Source organism: Pseudomonadota bacterium, assembly GCA_018817425.1.
Classification (GTDB): Bacteria; Desulfobacterota; Desulfobacteria; order Desulfobacterales; family RPRI01; genus RPRI01.
On sequence record JAHITX010000090.1, the window covers coordinates 26,497 to 41,146 of the forward strand.

Here is a 14,650-nt window from a genome sequence, read left to right on the forward strand (position 1 = left end):
AAAAAACATAAAGTGTTAATTATCAATTTCTATTAAAATAAAATTCCCCTCGCGGCATTTTCTTTTTGTCAACCCGTTTGCTTTCATACAGAGTGTTAAGATATCTCGCAGCATCATTCTCACTTAAATTAAATATGCGAGAAACATCTTTTGCTGTGATAGGGCGCCGTTTGACAGTAGCTATTATAAATTTTTCTATTTCATTGCTTAAGATAAGTCCTGATACTTCATCTTTATTGATTAGTGTTGCATCATTTAGGTAAGATGCAATATCTTTTAAAACAAATTCTTCGGCCGGTTCAATCCAGCTTTCTGTTCCGGGCCTGTCGAGGGTGTTTAGATGAATGCGGTCAGGCTTTATCAGATTAATAACTTCTTTAATCTTTTTAAGTTCTACCCTGTTATCATTTAAATTTTTAACAATAAATACTTCCACCCACAATTCTTTATCGTAGTTTTTTCTTAAATTGATCAGCCCGTCCGTTATCTTAGATAGTTCAAGAGTTTCATGCGGCCTGTTTATTCGTACAAAATTTTCAAAAGTTCCGGCATCTACGGATATTTTGACAAGATCGGCATCAATGACCTGCTTTAAAATTGACGGTTCATAAAAAAGAGTGCCGTTAGTCAACACAGCTACCCGGTAGCGCGGGTAGCTAAATTTTATATATCGGATCAGATCTCCAAGACCGCTGTGTAAAGTCGGCTCACCTGAGCCGGCAAATGTAATATAATCTATATCAGGAGCAGATTGTAAAAAATCCTTAAGTTCATATTTGACGTTTTCAACAGGCACATACTCTTTTTGGCTGATAGTAAGATTTTTTGTTTTGCCGCATTCGCAATATATACAATCAAGAGTACAGGTTTTTGAAGGTAAAAGGTCCACTCCAAGGGATACACCCAGCCTTCTTGACGGTATCGGTCCGAATATATACCTATACCCTGAATTTAATTTATTTTTCATATATAAAATAATCTATACAAATCTTTGGGTTTATACCATAATATGGGGCAAACGACAATAGTTTTAAATTATAACTCATACGGGTTATGAATTTTCACAGAATCAATATTACTGAATCAAACTAAAGTATGCAATATATTTAATTAAAATATCGGATGGATAGAACAAAATATAAAGAACTTTTTGATATCTAAATAACTGCTTGCCCGTAACTTTCTATAATGGTAAAAGAAAAAATTAAACAAAAAGTTAATCTGCATAAGGTAAAATCGGTGCAGTATTGATTTAAAAATATAGTAAGGAGCTAAAATATGCCTATATACGAATTTCACTGTGATAAATGCGATCATGATTTTGAGTTTTTGGTATTTGGAAAAGAAAAACCTTTTTGCCCATCCTGTGAGAGCAAAAAAGTAAAAAAACTTATGTCAGCATGTGGTTTTGTGAGCAAGGGAGCAGGTGGGGAAACCACCGGACAATCGGCATCAGCATCTTCCTGCGGGTCCTGTTCATCTTCAAGCTGTTCGAGTTGCGGACATTGAAAAAACCTAAAATAATTATAGGCACAAGAGGGAGCAAGCTGGCACTATGGCAGGCTCAGTGGGTAAAGTCGTATCTTGTGCAAAAATTTGCCGATCTTGATATTGAGCTTAAAATTATTAAGACCAAAGGTGACAAGATACTTGATGTTCCGCTTGCAAAAGTAGGTGGCAAAGGCCTTTTTGTGAAAGAAATAGAAGAAGCTCTTGTAGATAAACGCATCGATATTGCTGTTCACAGTATGAAAGATATGCCTGCCGAGTTGTATGAGGGCCTTTGTATCGGAGCGATACCGGAACGTGAAAATTCCTGCGATGTTCTTATTTCCCATAAAGGTCTTTTATTATCACAGCTTCCCATAAACGCGCGGATAGGTACAAGTAGTCTGCGTCGTATTGCTCAGATAAAACGCGTAAGGCCGGATTTTGAAATATCTCCTTTAAGAGGAAATTTAGACACAAGAATAAGAAAACTTGAGGAAGGTGAAATTGATGCCATAATTCTTGCGGCAGCTGGAGTAAAAAGGCTTGGGCTTGAAAGTATCATAACCCAATATTTAAATGAAGATGTTATGCTTCCTGCAGTAGGGCAGGGGGCTTTATGCATAGAAATAAGAAAAGAAGATCAAGATATATCGCGTTATATAAATGCTATGGATCATTTTTTAACCCATGCTGTTGTTTCAGGTGAGCGGGCTTTTTTGAAAAGGCTTGAGGGCAGTTGTCAAATCCCTGTAGCAGGTTATGGAAAAGCTGAAAATAATGTTTTTACTATAAAAGGTCTTGTTGCCGATCTTGACGGTAAAACAATTATATCGGATATTCAAAAAGGTCCTCTTGAATCATCGGAAAAAATCGGAGTTGCTCTTGCAGACAAGCTTATTTCTATGGGAGCCAAAAGATTGCTTGAAAATTTGACTGAGATGTAAATAGAAAAATGGAAAATAAAAAAGGTAAAGTTTATTTGGTAGGTGCGGGTCCGGGAGATCCTGGTCTTATTACAGTGAAAGGCAAAAACTGTATAAAGCGCGCTGATGTTATAATATATGATTTTTTGGCATCTTTTACCCTTTTAAAATATGCAAAAAAAGAAGCTGAAATTTTATATGCCGGAAAACAGGGTGGCAACCATTCAATGTCTCAGGAAAATATCAATGCTCTTATTTTACAAAAAGCCAAAGAGGGAAATGTTGTTACCAGACTTAAAGGCGGAGATCCTTTTATATTCGGACGTGGTGCCGAAGAGGCCGAAGTGCTTGCCGAAAACAATATCTTGTTTGAAATAGTTCCCGGAGTTACTTCTGCTATAGCAGCTGCGGCATATGCGGGGATTCCTTTAACTCATAGATCGTTTACTTCAACAGTTGCTTTTGTGACAGGTCATGAAAATCCTGAAAAAGAAAAATCCGGGATTAACTGGCAAGCTCTTGTAAAAGGAATCGGCACCATTGTATTTTTTATGGGAGTGAAAAATCTGCCTAACATAGTAAAGAGTCTGATAGATAACGGCATGTCTTCCGATACCTCAATTGCTCTTATTCAGTGGGGCACAACCCCAAAGCATGCTAGTGTTTCAGGCAATTTATCCAATATTATTGAACGTGTTATAGCCGCTGGGTTTAAGCCTCCGGCTATAATAGTTGTCGGTGATGTGGTTAAATTAAAAGATACTCTTTGCTGGTATGAGAAAAAACCGCTTCTCGGCAAACGAATTGTTGTCACAAGAGCCAGGGAGCAGGCAAGCGATCTTTTAAGCCTGCTATCCGAAAACGGAGCGGATTGTATTGAGCTTCCTACCATAAAAGTGGAACCGCCGGATGATTGGACTCTTCTTGATAAAGCTTTTGAAAACCTTTCGGAATATGACTGGCTTGTATTTACAAGTGTAAATGGAGTAAGTTTCTTTTTTGAGCGCCTTTTTTCAAGCGGGCGTGATGTACGTTCTTTAGGCAGCATTAAAACAGCAGTTATAGGTCCTGCAACTGAAAAAAAACTGCTTGGATATGGAATTAAAAGTGATATTGTACCTAAAAATTATATAGCTGAATCAATTGTTGACTCTTTTAAAAATGAAGAAATAAAAGGAAAAAAAGTATTGCTTCCACGGGCCAAAGAGGCAAGAGCCATACTTTATGAAGAGCTTATAAAAATGGGTGCTTTTGTAGATGAAATAACAGCTTACAAAACAAGAGCCGTATGCGATGAGTCGGTGGATATTGTCAGAGAGTTAACAAACAGAACTATCGATATGGTGACTTTTACCAGTTCATCGACAGTAAAAAATTTTGCAGCGCTTTTGCCTGCTGATAATATACAAGAGTTGATGAAGGATGTTGTGGTTGCCGCAATCGGTCCGATCACCGCTGATACGGCAAAAAATATGGGTATCAGTGTTCAGATTGTTGCAGAATCTTACTCAATACCCGGATTGTATGAGGCTATTATTCAATATTATACAAAATCCGAGTAAAGCAGGATTGACAATACCGTATATGATATTTATCTTCAACCCAACAAAACAAAATACATTGATGTTAAATAAAATTGGTGATTTATATGGTAAAATGTAATGGAAACAAATAGATGACAGCAAGTGGTGCAAATACCGTAAAACTTCCTGAAATAAAACTGGTTGATAAATATAAACGCAGACTTGACTATCTTCGTATATCTGTTACCGACCGCTGTAATATGCAATGCATATATTGCATGCCCAATGAAAGGATTCAGAAACTTCTATGTAGTGAAATTTTAAGTTATGAGGAAATGCTGAAGATAGCAAAAATATTTGTTAAACTTGGGATTTCAAAAATACGTGTAACCGGTGGCGAGCCGCTAGTGAGAAAAGGGGTTTGTGATTTCTTAATGAAAATAGGCTGTTTAGATGGAGTTTCTGATCTTTCAATTACAACTAATGGTATTTTATTAAAAGAAAAAATCGAAAAAATTAAAGCTGCCGGTATTAAGCGGCTTAATATCAGCATGGATACCTTAAAGAAATATAAATTCAAAAGTATAACCGGTATTGATGCTTTCGATGGGGTATGGGAAAGCATAATGACAGCGCATGCTATGGGCTTTTATCCGATAAAACTTAACGTGGTTGTTTTAAGTGGAATAAATGACGATGAGCTGGTAGATTTTGCTAAGCTGACTTTTACTTATCCCTTTCATATCAGATTTATAGAATATATGCCTATAGGTACATCACAGCTGACCTCCAGACAGCTTTTTGCTCCTGAAATAAAAAGTATCATAAGTTCCATCGGCCGCCTTAATCCTGTTGAAAGAAACCAGTTTGACGGCCCAGCGCAACGTTTTAAATTTGAAAATGCTAAAGGAGAAATAGGATTCATAAGACCTATAAGCGAACATTTTTGCGATAGTTGTAACAGGCTCAGGTTGACGGCAAGTGGTAAACTTAAAACCTGCCTGCTATCGGATGTTGAAACAGATCTTAAAACTCCGCTTAGAAACGGCTGTTCTGACAATGAGCTGGCTGGTATTATTCTTGGGGCGATTTATGATAAGCCTTTTGAACATCCCCTTGCCTCAAAATTCGCAAGTGTTATTTCAGGTCATATGTCTAATATCGGTGGCTGACAATTATTATCCTCCTATGACGGACTACACATATTATACCTCTTGCTTATTATTTGGAAATAATCTGTACTAATAAGTTAATATCTGTTATTTTTATTACTTGTTACCTAACAGTAATAATAATATACAACAGAAAAGATACTAAAAAAGAGAGGCATTATGCAGAAAAAAATTGTTATAGCAGTGGATGATTCCATTTATTCCAAAAATTCTGTAAAGTATGCGGTTAGGATTTCCGATGTGGTACAAGATATTTCGTATACTATTTTTAATGTTCAATGCACTGTATCGCAATTTCTTGTTGATGAAGCAAAAAAAAACATGAAAGTACAAAGTGAGCTGTCTAAAATTTTAAAAAGAAATGAAAAAGCTTCGCATGATCTTCTTGGCAAGTACAAGGAACTTATGATTAATATGGGTATAGATGCAAAAAAAATAGAGATAGCCACAAAGCCAAAATTGTTATTTGTGGCAAAGGACATTTTAGACTTTGGACAAAAATTGCCTTATGATGCTATTGCTGTTGGAAGAAGAGGGATTTCCCGCTTACAAAAAACCTTTATGGGCAGTGTTACATCTAATATTTTAGAACATAGTACGGCTATCCCGCTTTGGTTAATAGATGGAACTGTTAATTCTTCAAAAATCATGGTTACAGTAGATGGGTCTGCAAGCTCAATGAGAGCTATTGATCATGTTTGTTTTATGATTGGAGAAAGTAAAACCGCAGATATCACTCTGTTTAATGTTATTCCTAAAATTAAATTAATGGGGGCAAAAAATAGCGATAAAGACAAAAAAGATCTTGATAAAATCCTTGCGGAGTCAAGCAAACAAAGTGTTGAAAAGGTTTTTTCTAATGCGAAGATCCTGTTTGAAAAAGCCGGATTAAAAGAAAATCAAATCCATTTTAAAGCATCGTCAAGATTTTCAAATCCAGGCAAGGCCATAATTGATGAATCGGAAAAAGGGAATTACGGAACCGTTATTGTGGGAAGAAGCGGTGTCAGTAAATCCATTTTTATTGGGAGCGTATCAAGATATGTAATAAATCATATCTCAAATCGCGCTCTTTGGATAGTATCCTGAGTTATAAGGAATATAGAATGAATCAAGATATCACTAAATTTCGAAATATCGGAATAAGCGCACATATAGACTCCGGTAAAACCACGCTTACAGAAAGAATACTTTTTTATACAAAGCGTATCCATGCAATCCACGATGTAAAAGGAAAAGATGGTGTGGGAGCTACCATGGATTCAATGGAGCTTGAAAAGGAAAGGGGCATAACAATTGCTTCCGCTGCTACCTTCTGTGAATGGCTCGGTCATGAAATCAACATTATAGATACTCCGGGACATGTTGACTTTACAATAGAAGTTGAACGATCTTTAAGAGTATTGGATGGAGCTGTGCTTGTCCTTTGTTCTGTTGGGGGCGTTCAATCGCAGTCAATTACAGTTGATCAGCAGATGAAACGTTATAAAGTACCCTGCCTTGCTTTCATAAATAAATGTGACAGAAGCGGCGCCAATCCTGATAAAGTAGTAAAACAGCTTAGAGAAAAACTGGGGCATAATGCAGTTGCCATTCAAATGCCCATAGGTCTTGAAGCAGATTTTAGCGGTGTTGTTGATTTGCTGTCAATGAAGTCGATATATTTTGATGGAAATAACGGGGAAGTAATTCGCATAGATGATATTCCGGCCAATCTTTTGGATCAAGCGAATAAAAAGAGAGAAGAACTAATCGATGCTGCTTCAAGTTTTTCAGATGAGCTTACAGATGCAATTCTTGAAGAAAAAGAGATAAGTGAAGCAATGATAGTTACTGCACTTCGGGAGGGGGCCTTGTCAAGAAAACTGACACCTGTTTTGCTGGGGTCCGCCTATAAAAACAAAGGTATTCAACCTCTGCTTGATGCTGTCATTAAATTTCTTCCGTGCCCATTTGATACTGAAAATATAGCTTTAGATATGGATAATAATGAAGAACCTGTCATTTTGAAGGCAGATATTAGTAAACCTCTTGTAGCACTAGCATTTAAACTGGAAGAAGGACAATACGGCCAGCTGACATATGTCAGGGTGTATCAGGGCTTGCTTGCTAAAGGTGATAATATTTACAATGTGCGTACCGGCAAAAAGGTAAAAGTCGGAAGAGTTGTCCGCATGCATGCCAGCCAGATGGAAGAGATAGAATCCATACCGGCAGGTTATATTGGCGCTTTGTTCGGTGTTGACTGTGCCTCCGGAGATACCTTCGTATCACAAGGTCTTAGTTATACAATGACATCAATGTATGTCCCGGAGCCTGTTATCTCTCTTGCAATTAAACCTAAGGATAATAAATCTGAAGTAAATATGTCCAAGGCATTAAACAGGTTTTCAAAAGAAGATCCTACTTTTAAAACTTTTACCAGTGATGAAACAGGAGATACGATAATTTCAGGAATGGGGGAGCTTCATCTTGAAGTTTATCTGGAAAGGATGCGGAGAGAATATAATGCCCATGTTATATCGGGTGTACCTAAAGTGGCATACAGAGAAACAATTACAAGAAAAGCTGAATTCAATTATACACATAAAAAGCAAACAGGAGGTGCTGGGCAATACGGACGTGTGGCAGGTTATATGGAGCCTGCTGATGAAGAATTTGTCTTTGATAATCAGATTAAAGGCGGAGCTATTCCGACTCAGTATATTGCTGCATGTGAAAAAGGTTTTAAGAATTGCCTGCTAAAAGGCCCGAAACTTGAATATCCTGTTACAGGGGTAAAAATTGTTATAAATGACGGTGCCTCGCACGCAGTCGATTCTTCTGAGATGGCTTTTCAGTCAGCTGCCCGTGGTGCTTTTCTTGAAGGTTATTCGAAAGCAAAGTCTGTGATTATCGAACCGATAATGAAAGTAGTTGTCGAAACCCCAACCGAATTTCAGGGTGCTGTTTTAGGATCATTGAACCAGCGTCGTGGAATAATTTTCGGCACTCAGGATGAAGTAACTTCATGTGTTGTTGAAGCGCAGGTTCCTCTTGCTGAAATGTTTGGGTATTCAACGGTGCTAAGGTCAACGACTCAGGGCAAAGCTCAGTTTACAATGGAGTTTGCAACCTATAAGCAGGCGCCTCAATCAGTTGCCGAAGACTTAGTAAAAAAAGCAGCGGAAGAAAAAAAGAATTTACAAAAAACGGTATAAATTATTACAGTTTGCCTGTAAAACAAACCTATTTGCATATAAGCTTAAGGAGTATATGAAATGGTAAAAAATAGTTTTAATCTTACCCATCCATTGGGAAGACTGGTAGAAAACGAAACGGAAATAATTCAGGATGGCGGTTTTGGCGCTATCCTGGCATATGCGGGTGTAGGTAAAACGGCTCTTCTTATTCAACTGGCAATATATAATCTGCTTAATGAGAGAAATGTACTACACATAAGCTTGAATGATCCGGTAAAAAAAGTCGGCCTGTGGTATAAGGAAGTGTACCGCAACATTGCATTTCAGCACAGCATTGCCGACCAGGAACAGATATTTGAAAACCTGCTGCCGCACAGATTTATAATGACATTTGAAGTGGAGGGCTTTAGTGTTCCAAAACTGGAAGAAAGGCTTACCGACCTTATGGAACAAAATATTTTCCGTCCGCGTGTTATTCTAATTGATGGTCTTCCCTTTGATGTTTCGCAGAAAGAATCTCTTATAGAGCTTCAACGCTTTGCTCAACAACACTCTCTTAAGCTCTGGTTTACGGTTCGCATCAGCAGAGATGATAAACCCCATGGAATTCCGGCACATTTTAATGATATTGAGTATCTTTTTGAAAAAACAATACTAATTCAGCCTGAAGGAAAAGATATTCAACTTAAGGCTCTTAAAGGAGGAAAACCTGATTCGGATGAATCCGAACTTTTTATCGATCCGACAACTATGCTTATTAAAGAAAACAACTGGATACAGCACATAAGATGATGCAACAATCAGGAAATGTTCAATATGCGAAGAAGTAAAAAAGTTGCAAAAATCATTAAAGAACGCTCAAACCAAAAAGTTGAAACAACAGCAAGGAAAGTATTAAGATGGGGATTATGGACATCTCTTATATCTGTTTCTGTCGTTTTGATTATATTGATAAGCTTTTATTTGCATATTACACAGGAAATTCCTAAAATATCCGCACTTAACGATTATAGTCCGCCCACTATTACAACGGTGTACTCTGACAATAATCAGGAAATAGCTCAATTCTATAAGGAATACAGAATAATACTTCCTATGGAAAAGATTCCTCCCATGTTAAAGGATGCCTTCATTGCTGCTGAGGATTCGAGATTTTATAAACACAAGGGGATAGATTTTCAAAGTATTGTAAGAGCTTTTTTGAAGAATATCAAAGCAGGAACAATTGTTCAGGGTGGAAGCACTATTACTCAGCAGGTTACCAAATCATTTTTACTGACACCTGAAAAAAGTTACAGAAGAAAAATAACCGAAGCAATACTTGCATACAAAATAGACAAAACTTTCTCCAAGGAAGAAATTTTATTTCTGTATTTAAATCAAATTTATTTTGGTCATGGGGCCTATGGAGTTGAAGCTGCGTCAGAGAAATATTTTGGTAAATCAGCAATTGATTTGGATTTGGCTGAGTGTGCTCTGCTTGCAGGTCTTCCTCAGGCTCCAAGCAGATATTCGCCTTACAGAAACTGGGAGAAATCAAGGCAACGTCAGATATATGTTTTAGACCGTATGCTGGAAGAAGGTTATATACTTGAAGCTCAGTATAAGCAAGCTATTGACACAAAAATAGAGCTTAAGCAGAAACAAAACTTATTTGCTGAAAGCGCGCCCTATTTTTCCGAATATGTCAGACAGTATGTTCAGCAAAAATACGGACAGGAAGTATTCTATGAGAAGGGGCTTAAGATATATACCACTTGTAATTATGATATGCAGATAGCGGCTCAGGAAGCAATAAGAAAAGGATTGAAAGCTCTTGACAAAAGGCATGAATACAGAGGTCCGATAAAACACCTTGATCCGGATGAAATAAAGATTGTTTCTGATAAAACAAAGAATATGCTGGCAGAAACTCCTTTAAAAGAAGAAATGACTGTAAAAGCAATAGTAACATCTGTAAATGATGATAATATCATTGTAAATATCGGAGATAATTATGGTATAATACAACTCGAAGACATGAATTGGGCTTTGAAGCAATATGCCGATTCGCCAGGTTATTCACCTGCGGGAACTTTAAAAATAATTTTTCACCCCGATGATTTAATACTTGTTAAGATTAAAAACCAAATAAAGGATAAACTAGATAAAGAATTATGGTCTGTGTCACTTGAACAGGAACCGGAGAATGAATCGGCCCTGCTTTGTGTAGAAGCAAAAAACGGTCATGTAAAAGCAATGGTTGGAGGTTATGCTTTTGCCAGAAACCAGTTCAACCGGGCTATTCAGGCAAAACGGCAACCGGGTTCAGCTTTTAAACCGATAATTTATGCCGCAGCTATTGACAATGATTTTACTCCTGCAAGTGTGTTAATCGATTCTCCCATTACCTATGAAGACAGTGAAAGCAATTTTGTCTGGAAACCAAAAAACTATAGTGATACATTCTACGGACGAACATCTTTGCGCGATGCCCTGACACATTCACGCAACATTGTTACAGTTAAGATATTAAGAGCCATTGGTGTAGATTATGCAATAGAATATGCGAAAAAACTCGGGATTACTTCCCCGTTGAGCAGAAATCTGTCACTTGCATTAGGTTCTTCAGGTGTTTCATTAATTGAACTTGTTGGGGCTTATTCGGTTTTTGCAAACCAGGGGTGTCTTATTGAACCGGTATTCATAGAAAAGATTGTTGACCGGGATGGAAACATTCTTGAAGAAGCAATGCCATCAGTAAACCAGGTAATTGAAAAAAATACTGCCTTTATAATGACAAGCCTTTTAAGAAGTGTTGTAGAAAACGGAACCGGCAGAAGAATGCTTGAACTTAAAAGGCCGGTAGTCGGGAAAACAGGTACGACAAATGATTTATATGATGCATGGTTTATAGGATACTCTCCGGAGTATATTACAGGTGTGTGGGTTGGCTCTGATGAATTGGCCACTTTAGGCAAATCCGAAACAGGTTCCAGAGCTGCGGGTCCGATCTGGCTTGATTTTATGCAGCAAATTCTTGCGGATAAACCTGTGGTAGATTTTCCGGAAACAGAAGAAGGTATTGAATTTGCGGAAATTGATACCGAAACCGGTCTTTTGGCGATACCGGAATCCAAAAAAACAATTCTTGAATGCTTTAAGGAAGGGACAGCTCCAGCAGAATTTACTCCTAAGCCGGGTGATATTACGGATACGGAAGACTTTTTTAAATCAGGTTTTTAAAGAAAGATGATATGACAGAATTAATTAAGAATGAAAAAATAAGAAATATTGCAATTATTGCCCATGTTGATCATGGTAAAACAACCCTTGTTGACGGAATGTTTAAACAAAGTGGTTTATTCAGAACAGGCCAGCGGGTCGATGAAAGAATAATGGATTCCATGGATCTGGAACGTGAACGAGGTATTACTATTGCAGCCAAGAATTGTTCCGTGGTCTGGAAGGATGTTAAAATAAATATAATTGACACTCCGGGACATGCGGATTTCGGCGGAGAAGTTGAAAGAGCTATTTCAATGTCTGATGGTGCTATTTTACTTGTTGATGCATCCGAGGGGCCTCTTCCACAGACACGTTTTGTGCTTAAAAAAGCGCTTGCCGCAGGTTTGAAGATTATAGTTGTGATAAACAAAATAGATCGTAAAGATGCCAGGCCGGGTGAGGTGTTAGACGAGATATACGATCTTCTCATAGACCTTGGAGCAAATGATGAGCAGCTTGATTTTCCGCTTATTTATGCAATCGGTCGTGATGGAATAGCACAAAAGAGTCTGAATGAAAAAGGAGAAAACCTTCATTTATTGATTGATACCATTTTAAAAGAAATTCCTCCTCCATCTTATGATCCCGAAGAACCTTTTCAAATGCTTGTTTCGGACCTTGGATATTCCGACTACCTTGGAAGGCTTGCAATAGGAAAAGTATTTAACGGAAAAATGGGGCAGCATGATAATCTTATATGCATTAACAGCGAAAACGCTTACATTCCGCTTAAGGTTTCCAAGCTGCAAACTTATACCGGTTTGAAAATTATTGAAATCAAAAATGCCGAACCGGGTGATATAGTAGTACTTTCAGGAATTGAAGATGTTAAAATCGGAGATACTATCTGCACCAGTAATTTCCCTAAAGCTTTAAAAAGAATTACTGTTGATGAGCCGACTGTTTCTATGAAATTTACCATAAATAATTCGCCTTTTTCAGGAAAAGAAGGAAAATATGTTCAATCCAGTAAAATACGCGAACGGCTTTACAAAGAGACATTAAGAAATGTTGCAATCCAGATAAGCGATGAGCAGGAGATGGATTCTTTTATTGTAAAGGGAAGAGGGGAATTCCAACTGGCCATACTTATAGAAACTATGCGCAGGGAGGGATTTGAGTTGTGTGTAGGCCGTCCCGAAGTAATTCTAAAATACAAAGACGGTGAAAAACTCGAACCAATCGAGCATCTTTTTATCGATTGCAATGAAAATTTTCTTGGGATTGTTTCCGAGAAGCTTTCTTCGAAAAAAGGAAGGATGTTAAATCTTGTAAACAATGAAAGAGGAAGAGTCAGAATCGAATTTTCCATTCCGTCAAGAGCACTTATCGGTTACAGGGATGAGTTTTTAACGGATACGAAGGGAACCGGTATTATGAATTCATATTTTTCCGGTTATGAAAAATACAGAGGTGACTTTCCGGTAAGATTCACAGGTTCTATAGTTTCAGACAGATCCGGCAATTCGGTTGCATACGCCCTGTTTAACCTTGAGCCAAGAGGCAGGCTTTTGATTGTTCCAGTTACTCCGGTATACGAAGGAATGGTTGTGGGAGAGCATAACAAGGAAGGCGATATCAACGTAAATGCATGCAAGGAGAAAAAATTAACAAACATGAGAGCTTCCGGAAAAGATGATCATATTCTTCTTGCTCCGGTTAAACCACTGACACTTGAAGGTGCAATAAATTTCATACGCGAAGATGAAATGGTGGAAGTAACCCCTATCTCAATCCGCATCAGAAAAGCAGTGCTTTCCGCCCATAAAAGACATTCTATGAGATCGGCAAAGCTTAAGGCCGGGCAATAATTTTATTAACTCCCCTGAAGTAATTGTGTTTTATTGCTTCAGGGGGATTTGTCATTCAAAAGTATTATGGCTAACTGGCAGTCAAACTACATAAGAGTTTTTCAATATGGATCATAAGCTTCAAGTACGACATTAATTTTTTTTGTCCAGGCCCCACGTTTTACTTTTACGACTACCGTATCGCCAATCTTATATTTGTTTTCAGCTTTTACAATCCCGCGAGTGCTTATAATATCAGTATCGCCTACCTTGATAATAGTATCACCGGGTTTTAAGCCGGCTTTATCGCCAGGGCCATCATCTACAAGGGAATTTATTGTCGCTGTCTTTGTCGAACCGGACCACGAATTTATACCAAGGTAAGCCGGCGCCTGCTGCTTGTAATACAAAAAACCATTTACACCAAAGGTATATCCATTTTCCTTAAAAAGTGGCAGATATTTGCTTTTTCCCATATGTGCGCGGTTTCGCATGTCAAAATGGATTGTCTTGGACATAGTTGCAATATCCAATTGCCATCCATTATTATTTCTTTCCAGATAAATAGGAGGACAATTTTTGTGTTTTGGTTCAAAAACAATAATGGCTAATTCACCCCTGGTGAAAACCTTAAATGTCTTGCCCTGGGTATCTCTTACTTCATTGTCCATCTGTGCATTTGTGAACATCCACTTTTTGCTTATTGCACGAGTTTCATCAGTGTACAAATCAAAGTCATATCCTCTGATGTGCCGTTTGCATTTTTCAATATCTAACAAATAAGCTTCTTCGGGTGTTGTCTGAGGAATAAAAAGAGATTTAATATCGTCAGGGTAATTGGCTTTGTCGGGGATCGTAATTTCTTTTATCTGAACTTTTTGGTTGGCTCCCCCACCGCCGGAATAGTAATTGGTAGGTAAATTATTTTTATTCACATTAGGATCATATGCCTGTTCATCGATTTTTTCATTTGTCCTGGCAATGATCATTTCCAGCGTTGCTGCAATTCCATCCTGAACCCGGCCTGCTTTAAAAAAGGGTGCCATTTGTTCTCTTTCTATATAACCTGCAAAGCTATCCGGAAAGATCCATTCAAGATCATAGCCAATCTCAAATCGAACCAATTCTTCTTCCACACTGAGAATAAATAATATACCCTTTAGCAATTCTCGGTGAAGTTAAGAAGATGCATAATATTACCACCCAGAACAAATCTTGAATTTATTTTTCGCAATCAGTAATGGAATATTTAAAATCCGGGTATTTTCACAAAAAACTATAACATATTGATAATTAACAAAA

General features: G+C 37.6%; 11 protein-coding genes. 9 read left to right on the plus strand and 2 right to left on the minus strand.

Annotation, left to right across the window (positions count from 1 at the left end; translation table 11 throughout):
- Positions 1–22: 22 nt before the first annotated feature.
- Complete coding sequence (locus KKC46_15550; GenBank protein MBU1055217.1) at positions 23–967, minus strand: radical SAM protein; 945 nt, start codon at positions 965–967, stop codon at positions 23–25.
- A gap of 311 nt (positions 968–1,278) precedes the next feature.
- Here KKC46_15550 and KKC46_15555 point away from each other — a divergent pair, with 311 nt between their 5' ends.
- The 9 genes from KKC46_15555 to typA all read left to right on the plus strand — a co-directional run bounded on the left by KKC46_15555 (position 1,279) and on the right by typA (position 13,369).
- Positions 1,279–1,509: a zinc ribbon domain-containing protein gene (locus KKC46_15555; protein MBU1055218.1), complete on the plus strand. Its 231-nt coding sequence runs from the start codon at positions 1,279–1,281 to the stop codon at positions 1,507–1,509.
- Positions 1,401–2,435: a hydroxymethylbilane synthase gene (gene hemC / locus KKC46_15560; protein MBU1055219.1), complete on the plus strand. Its 1,035-nt coding sequence runs from the start codon at positions 1,401–1,403 to the stop codon at positions 2,433–2,435. Before KKC46_15555 ends, hemC begins: the two co-directional genes overlap by 109 nt.
- 8 nt (positions 2,436–2,443) lie before the next feature.
- Positions 2,444–3,976 carry a uroporphyrinogen-III C-methyltransferase gene (cobA, locus tag KKC46_15565; protein MBU1055220.1) on the plus strand — a complete coding sequence of 511 codons (1,533 nt, stop codon included), beginning with the start codon at positions 2,444–2,446 and terminating at the stop codon, positions 3,974–3,976.
- Between the two features lie 113 nt (positions 3,977–4,089).
- The gene (gene moaA / locus KKC46_15570) at positions 4,090–5,109 is read left to right on the plus strand and encodes a GTP 3',8-cyclase MoaA (GenBank protein ID MBU1055221.1); all 1,020 of its coding nucleotides are present in this window, start codon (positions 4,090–4,092) and stop codon (positions 5,107–5,109) included.
- A gap of 159 nt (positions 5,110–5,268) precedes the next feature.
- The gene (locus tag KKC46_15575) at positions 5,269–6,198 is read left to right on the plus strand and encodes a universal stress protein (GenBank protein MBU1055222.1); all 930 of its coding nucleotides are present in this window, start codon (positions 5,269–5,271) and stop codon (positions 6,196–6,198) included.
- Positions 6,199–6,215: 17 nt separating this feature from the next.
- Positions 6,216–8,309 carry an elongation factor G gene (gene fusA / locus KKC46_15580; protein ID MBU1055223.1) on the plus strand — a complete coding sequence of 698 codons (2,094 nt, stop codon included), beginning with the start codon at positions 6,216–6,218 and terminating at the stop codon, positions 8,307–8,309.
- Between the two features lie 60 nt (positions 8,310–8,369).
- The gene (locus tag KKC46_15585) at positions 8,370–9,083 is read left to right on the plus strand and encodes a cytoplasmic protein (protein MBU1055224.1); all 714 of its coding nucleotides are present in this window, start codon (positions 8,370–8,372) and stop codon (positions 9,081–9,083) included.
- A 24-nt stretch (positions 9,084–9,107) separates the two neighbouring features.
- Positions 9,108–11,516 (plus strand): PBP1A family penicillin-binding protein, encoded by a 2,409-nt coding sequence (locus KKC46_15590; GenBank protein MBU1055225.1) that lies wholly within the window; start codon positions 9,108–9,110, stop codon positions 11,514–11,516.
- Positions 11,517–11,527: 11 nt separating this feature from the next.
- Positions 11,528–13,369, plus strand: a complete 1,842-nt coding sequence (gene typA / locus KKC46_15595) for a translational GTPase TypA (GenBank protein ID MBU1055226.1) — start codon at positions 11,528–11,530, stop codon at positions 13,367–13,369.
- Positions 13,370–13,470: 101 nt separating this feature from the next.
- Here typA and KKC46_15600 read toward each other — a convergent pair whose 3' ends face one another.
- A complete protein-coding gene (locus tag KKC46_15600) occupies positions 13,471–14,394 on the minus strand; it encodes a PDZ domain-containing protein (GenBank protein MBU1055227.1) in 924 nt (307 codons plus the stop codon).
- Between the last annotated feature and the right edge of the window lie 256 nt (positions 14,395–14,650).

Excerpts from the sequence above, each read along its gene's own strand:
- KKC46_15550 (MBU1055217.1), bottom strand. The coding sequence starts at position 967 with ATGAAAAATAAATTAAATTCAGGGTATAGGTATATATTCGGACCGATA.
- KKC46_15555 (MBU1055218.1), top strand. The coding sequence starts at position 1,279 with ATGCCTATATACGAATTTCACTGTGATAAATGCGATCATGATTTTGAG.
- hemC (MBU1055219.1), top strand. The coding sequence starts at position 1,401 with ATGTGGTTTTGTGAGCAAGGGAGCAGGTGGGGAAACCACCGGACAATC.
- cobA (MBU1055220.1), top strand. The coding sequence starts at position 2,444 with ATGGAAAATAAAAAAGGTAAAGTTTATTTGGTAGGTGCGGGTCCGGGA.
- moaA (MBU1055221.1), top strand. The coding sequence starts at position 4,090 with ATGACAGCAAGTGGTGCAAATACCGTAAAACTTCCTGAAATAAAACTG.
- KKC46_15575 (MBU1055222.1), top strand. The coding sequence starts at position 5,269 with ATGCAGAAAAAAATTGTTATAGCAGTGGATGATTCCATTTATTCCAAA.
- fusA (MBU1055223.1), top strand. The coding sequence starts at position 6,216 with ATGAATCAAGATATCACTAAATTTCGAAATATCGGAATAAGCGCACAT.
- KKC46_15585 (MBU1055224.1), top strand. The coding sequence starts at position 8,370 with ATGGTAAAAAATAGTTTTAATCTTACCCATCCATTGGGAAGACTGGTA.
- KKC46_15590 (MBU1055225.1), top strand. The coding sequence starts at position 9,108 with ATGCGAAGAAGTAAAAAAGTTGCAAAAATCATTAAAGAACGCTCAAAC.
- typA (MBU1055226.1), top strand. The coding sequence starts at position 11,528 with ATGACAGAATTAATTAAGAATGAAAAAATAAGAAATATTGCAATTATT.
- KKC46_15600 (MBU1055227.1), bottom strand. The coding sequence starts at position 14,394 with ATGGCACCCTTTTTTAAAGCAGGCCGGGTTCAGGATGGAATTGCAGCA.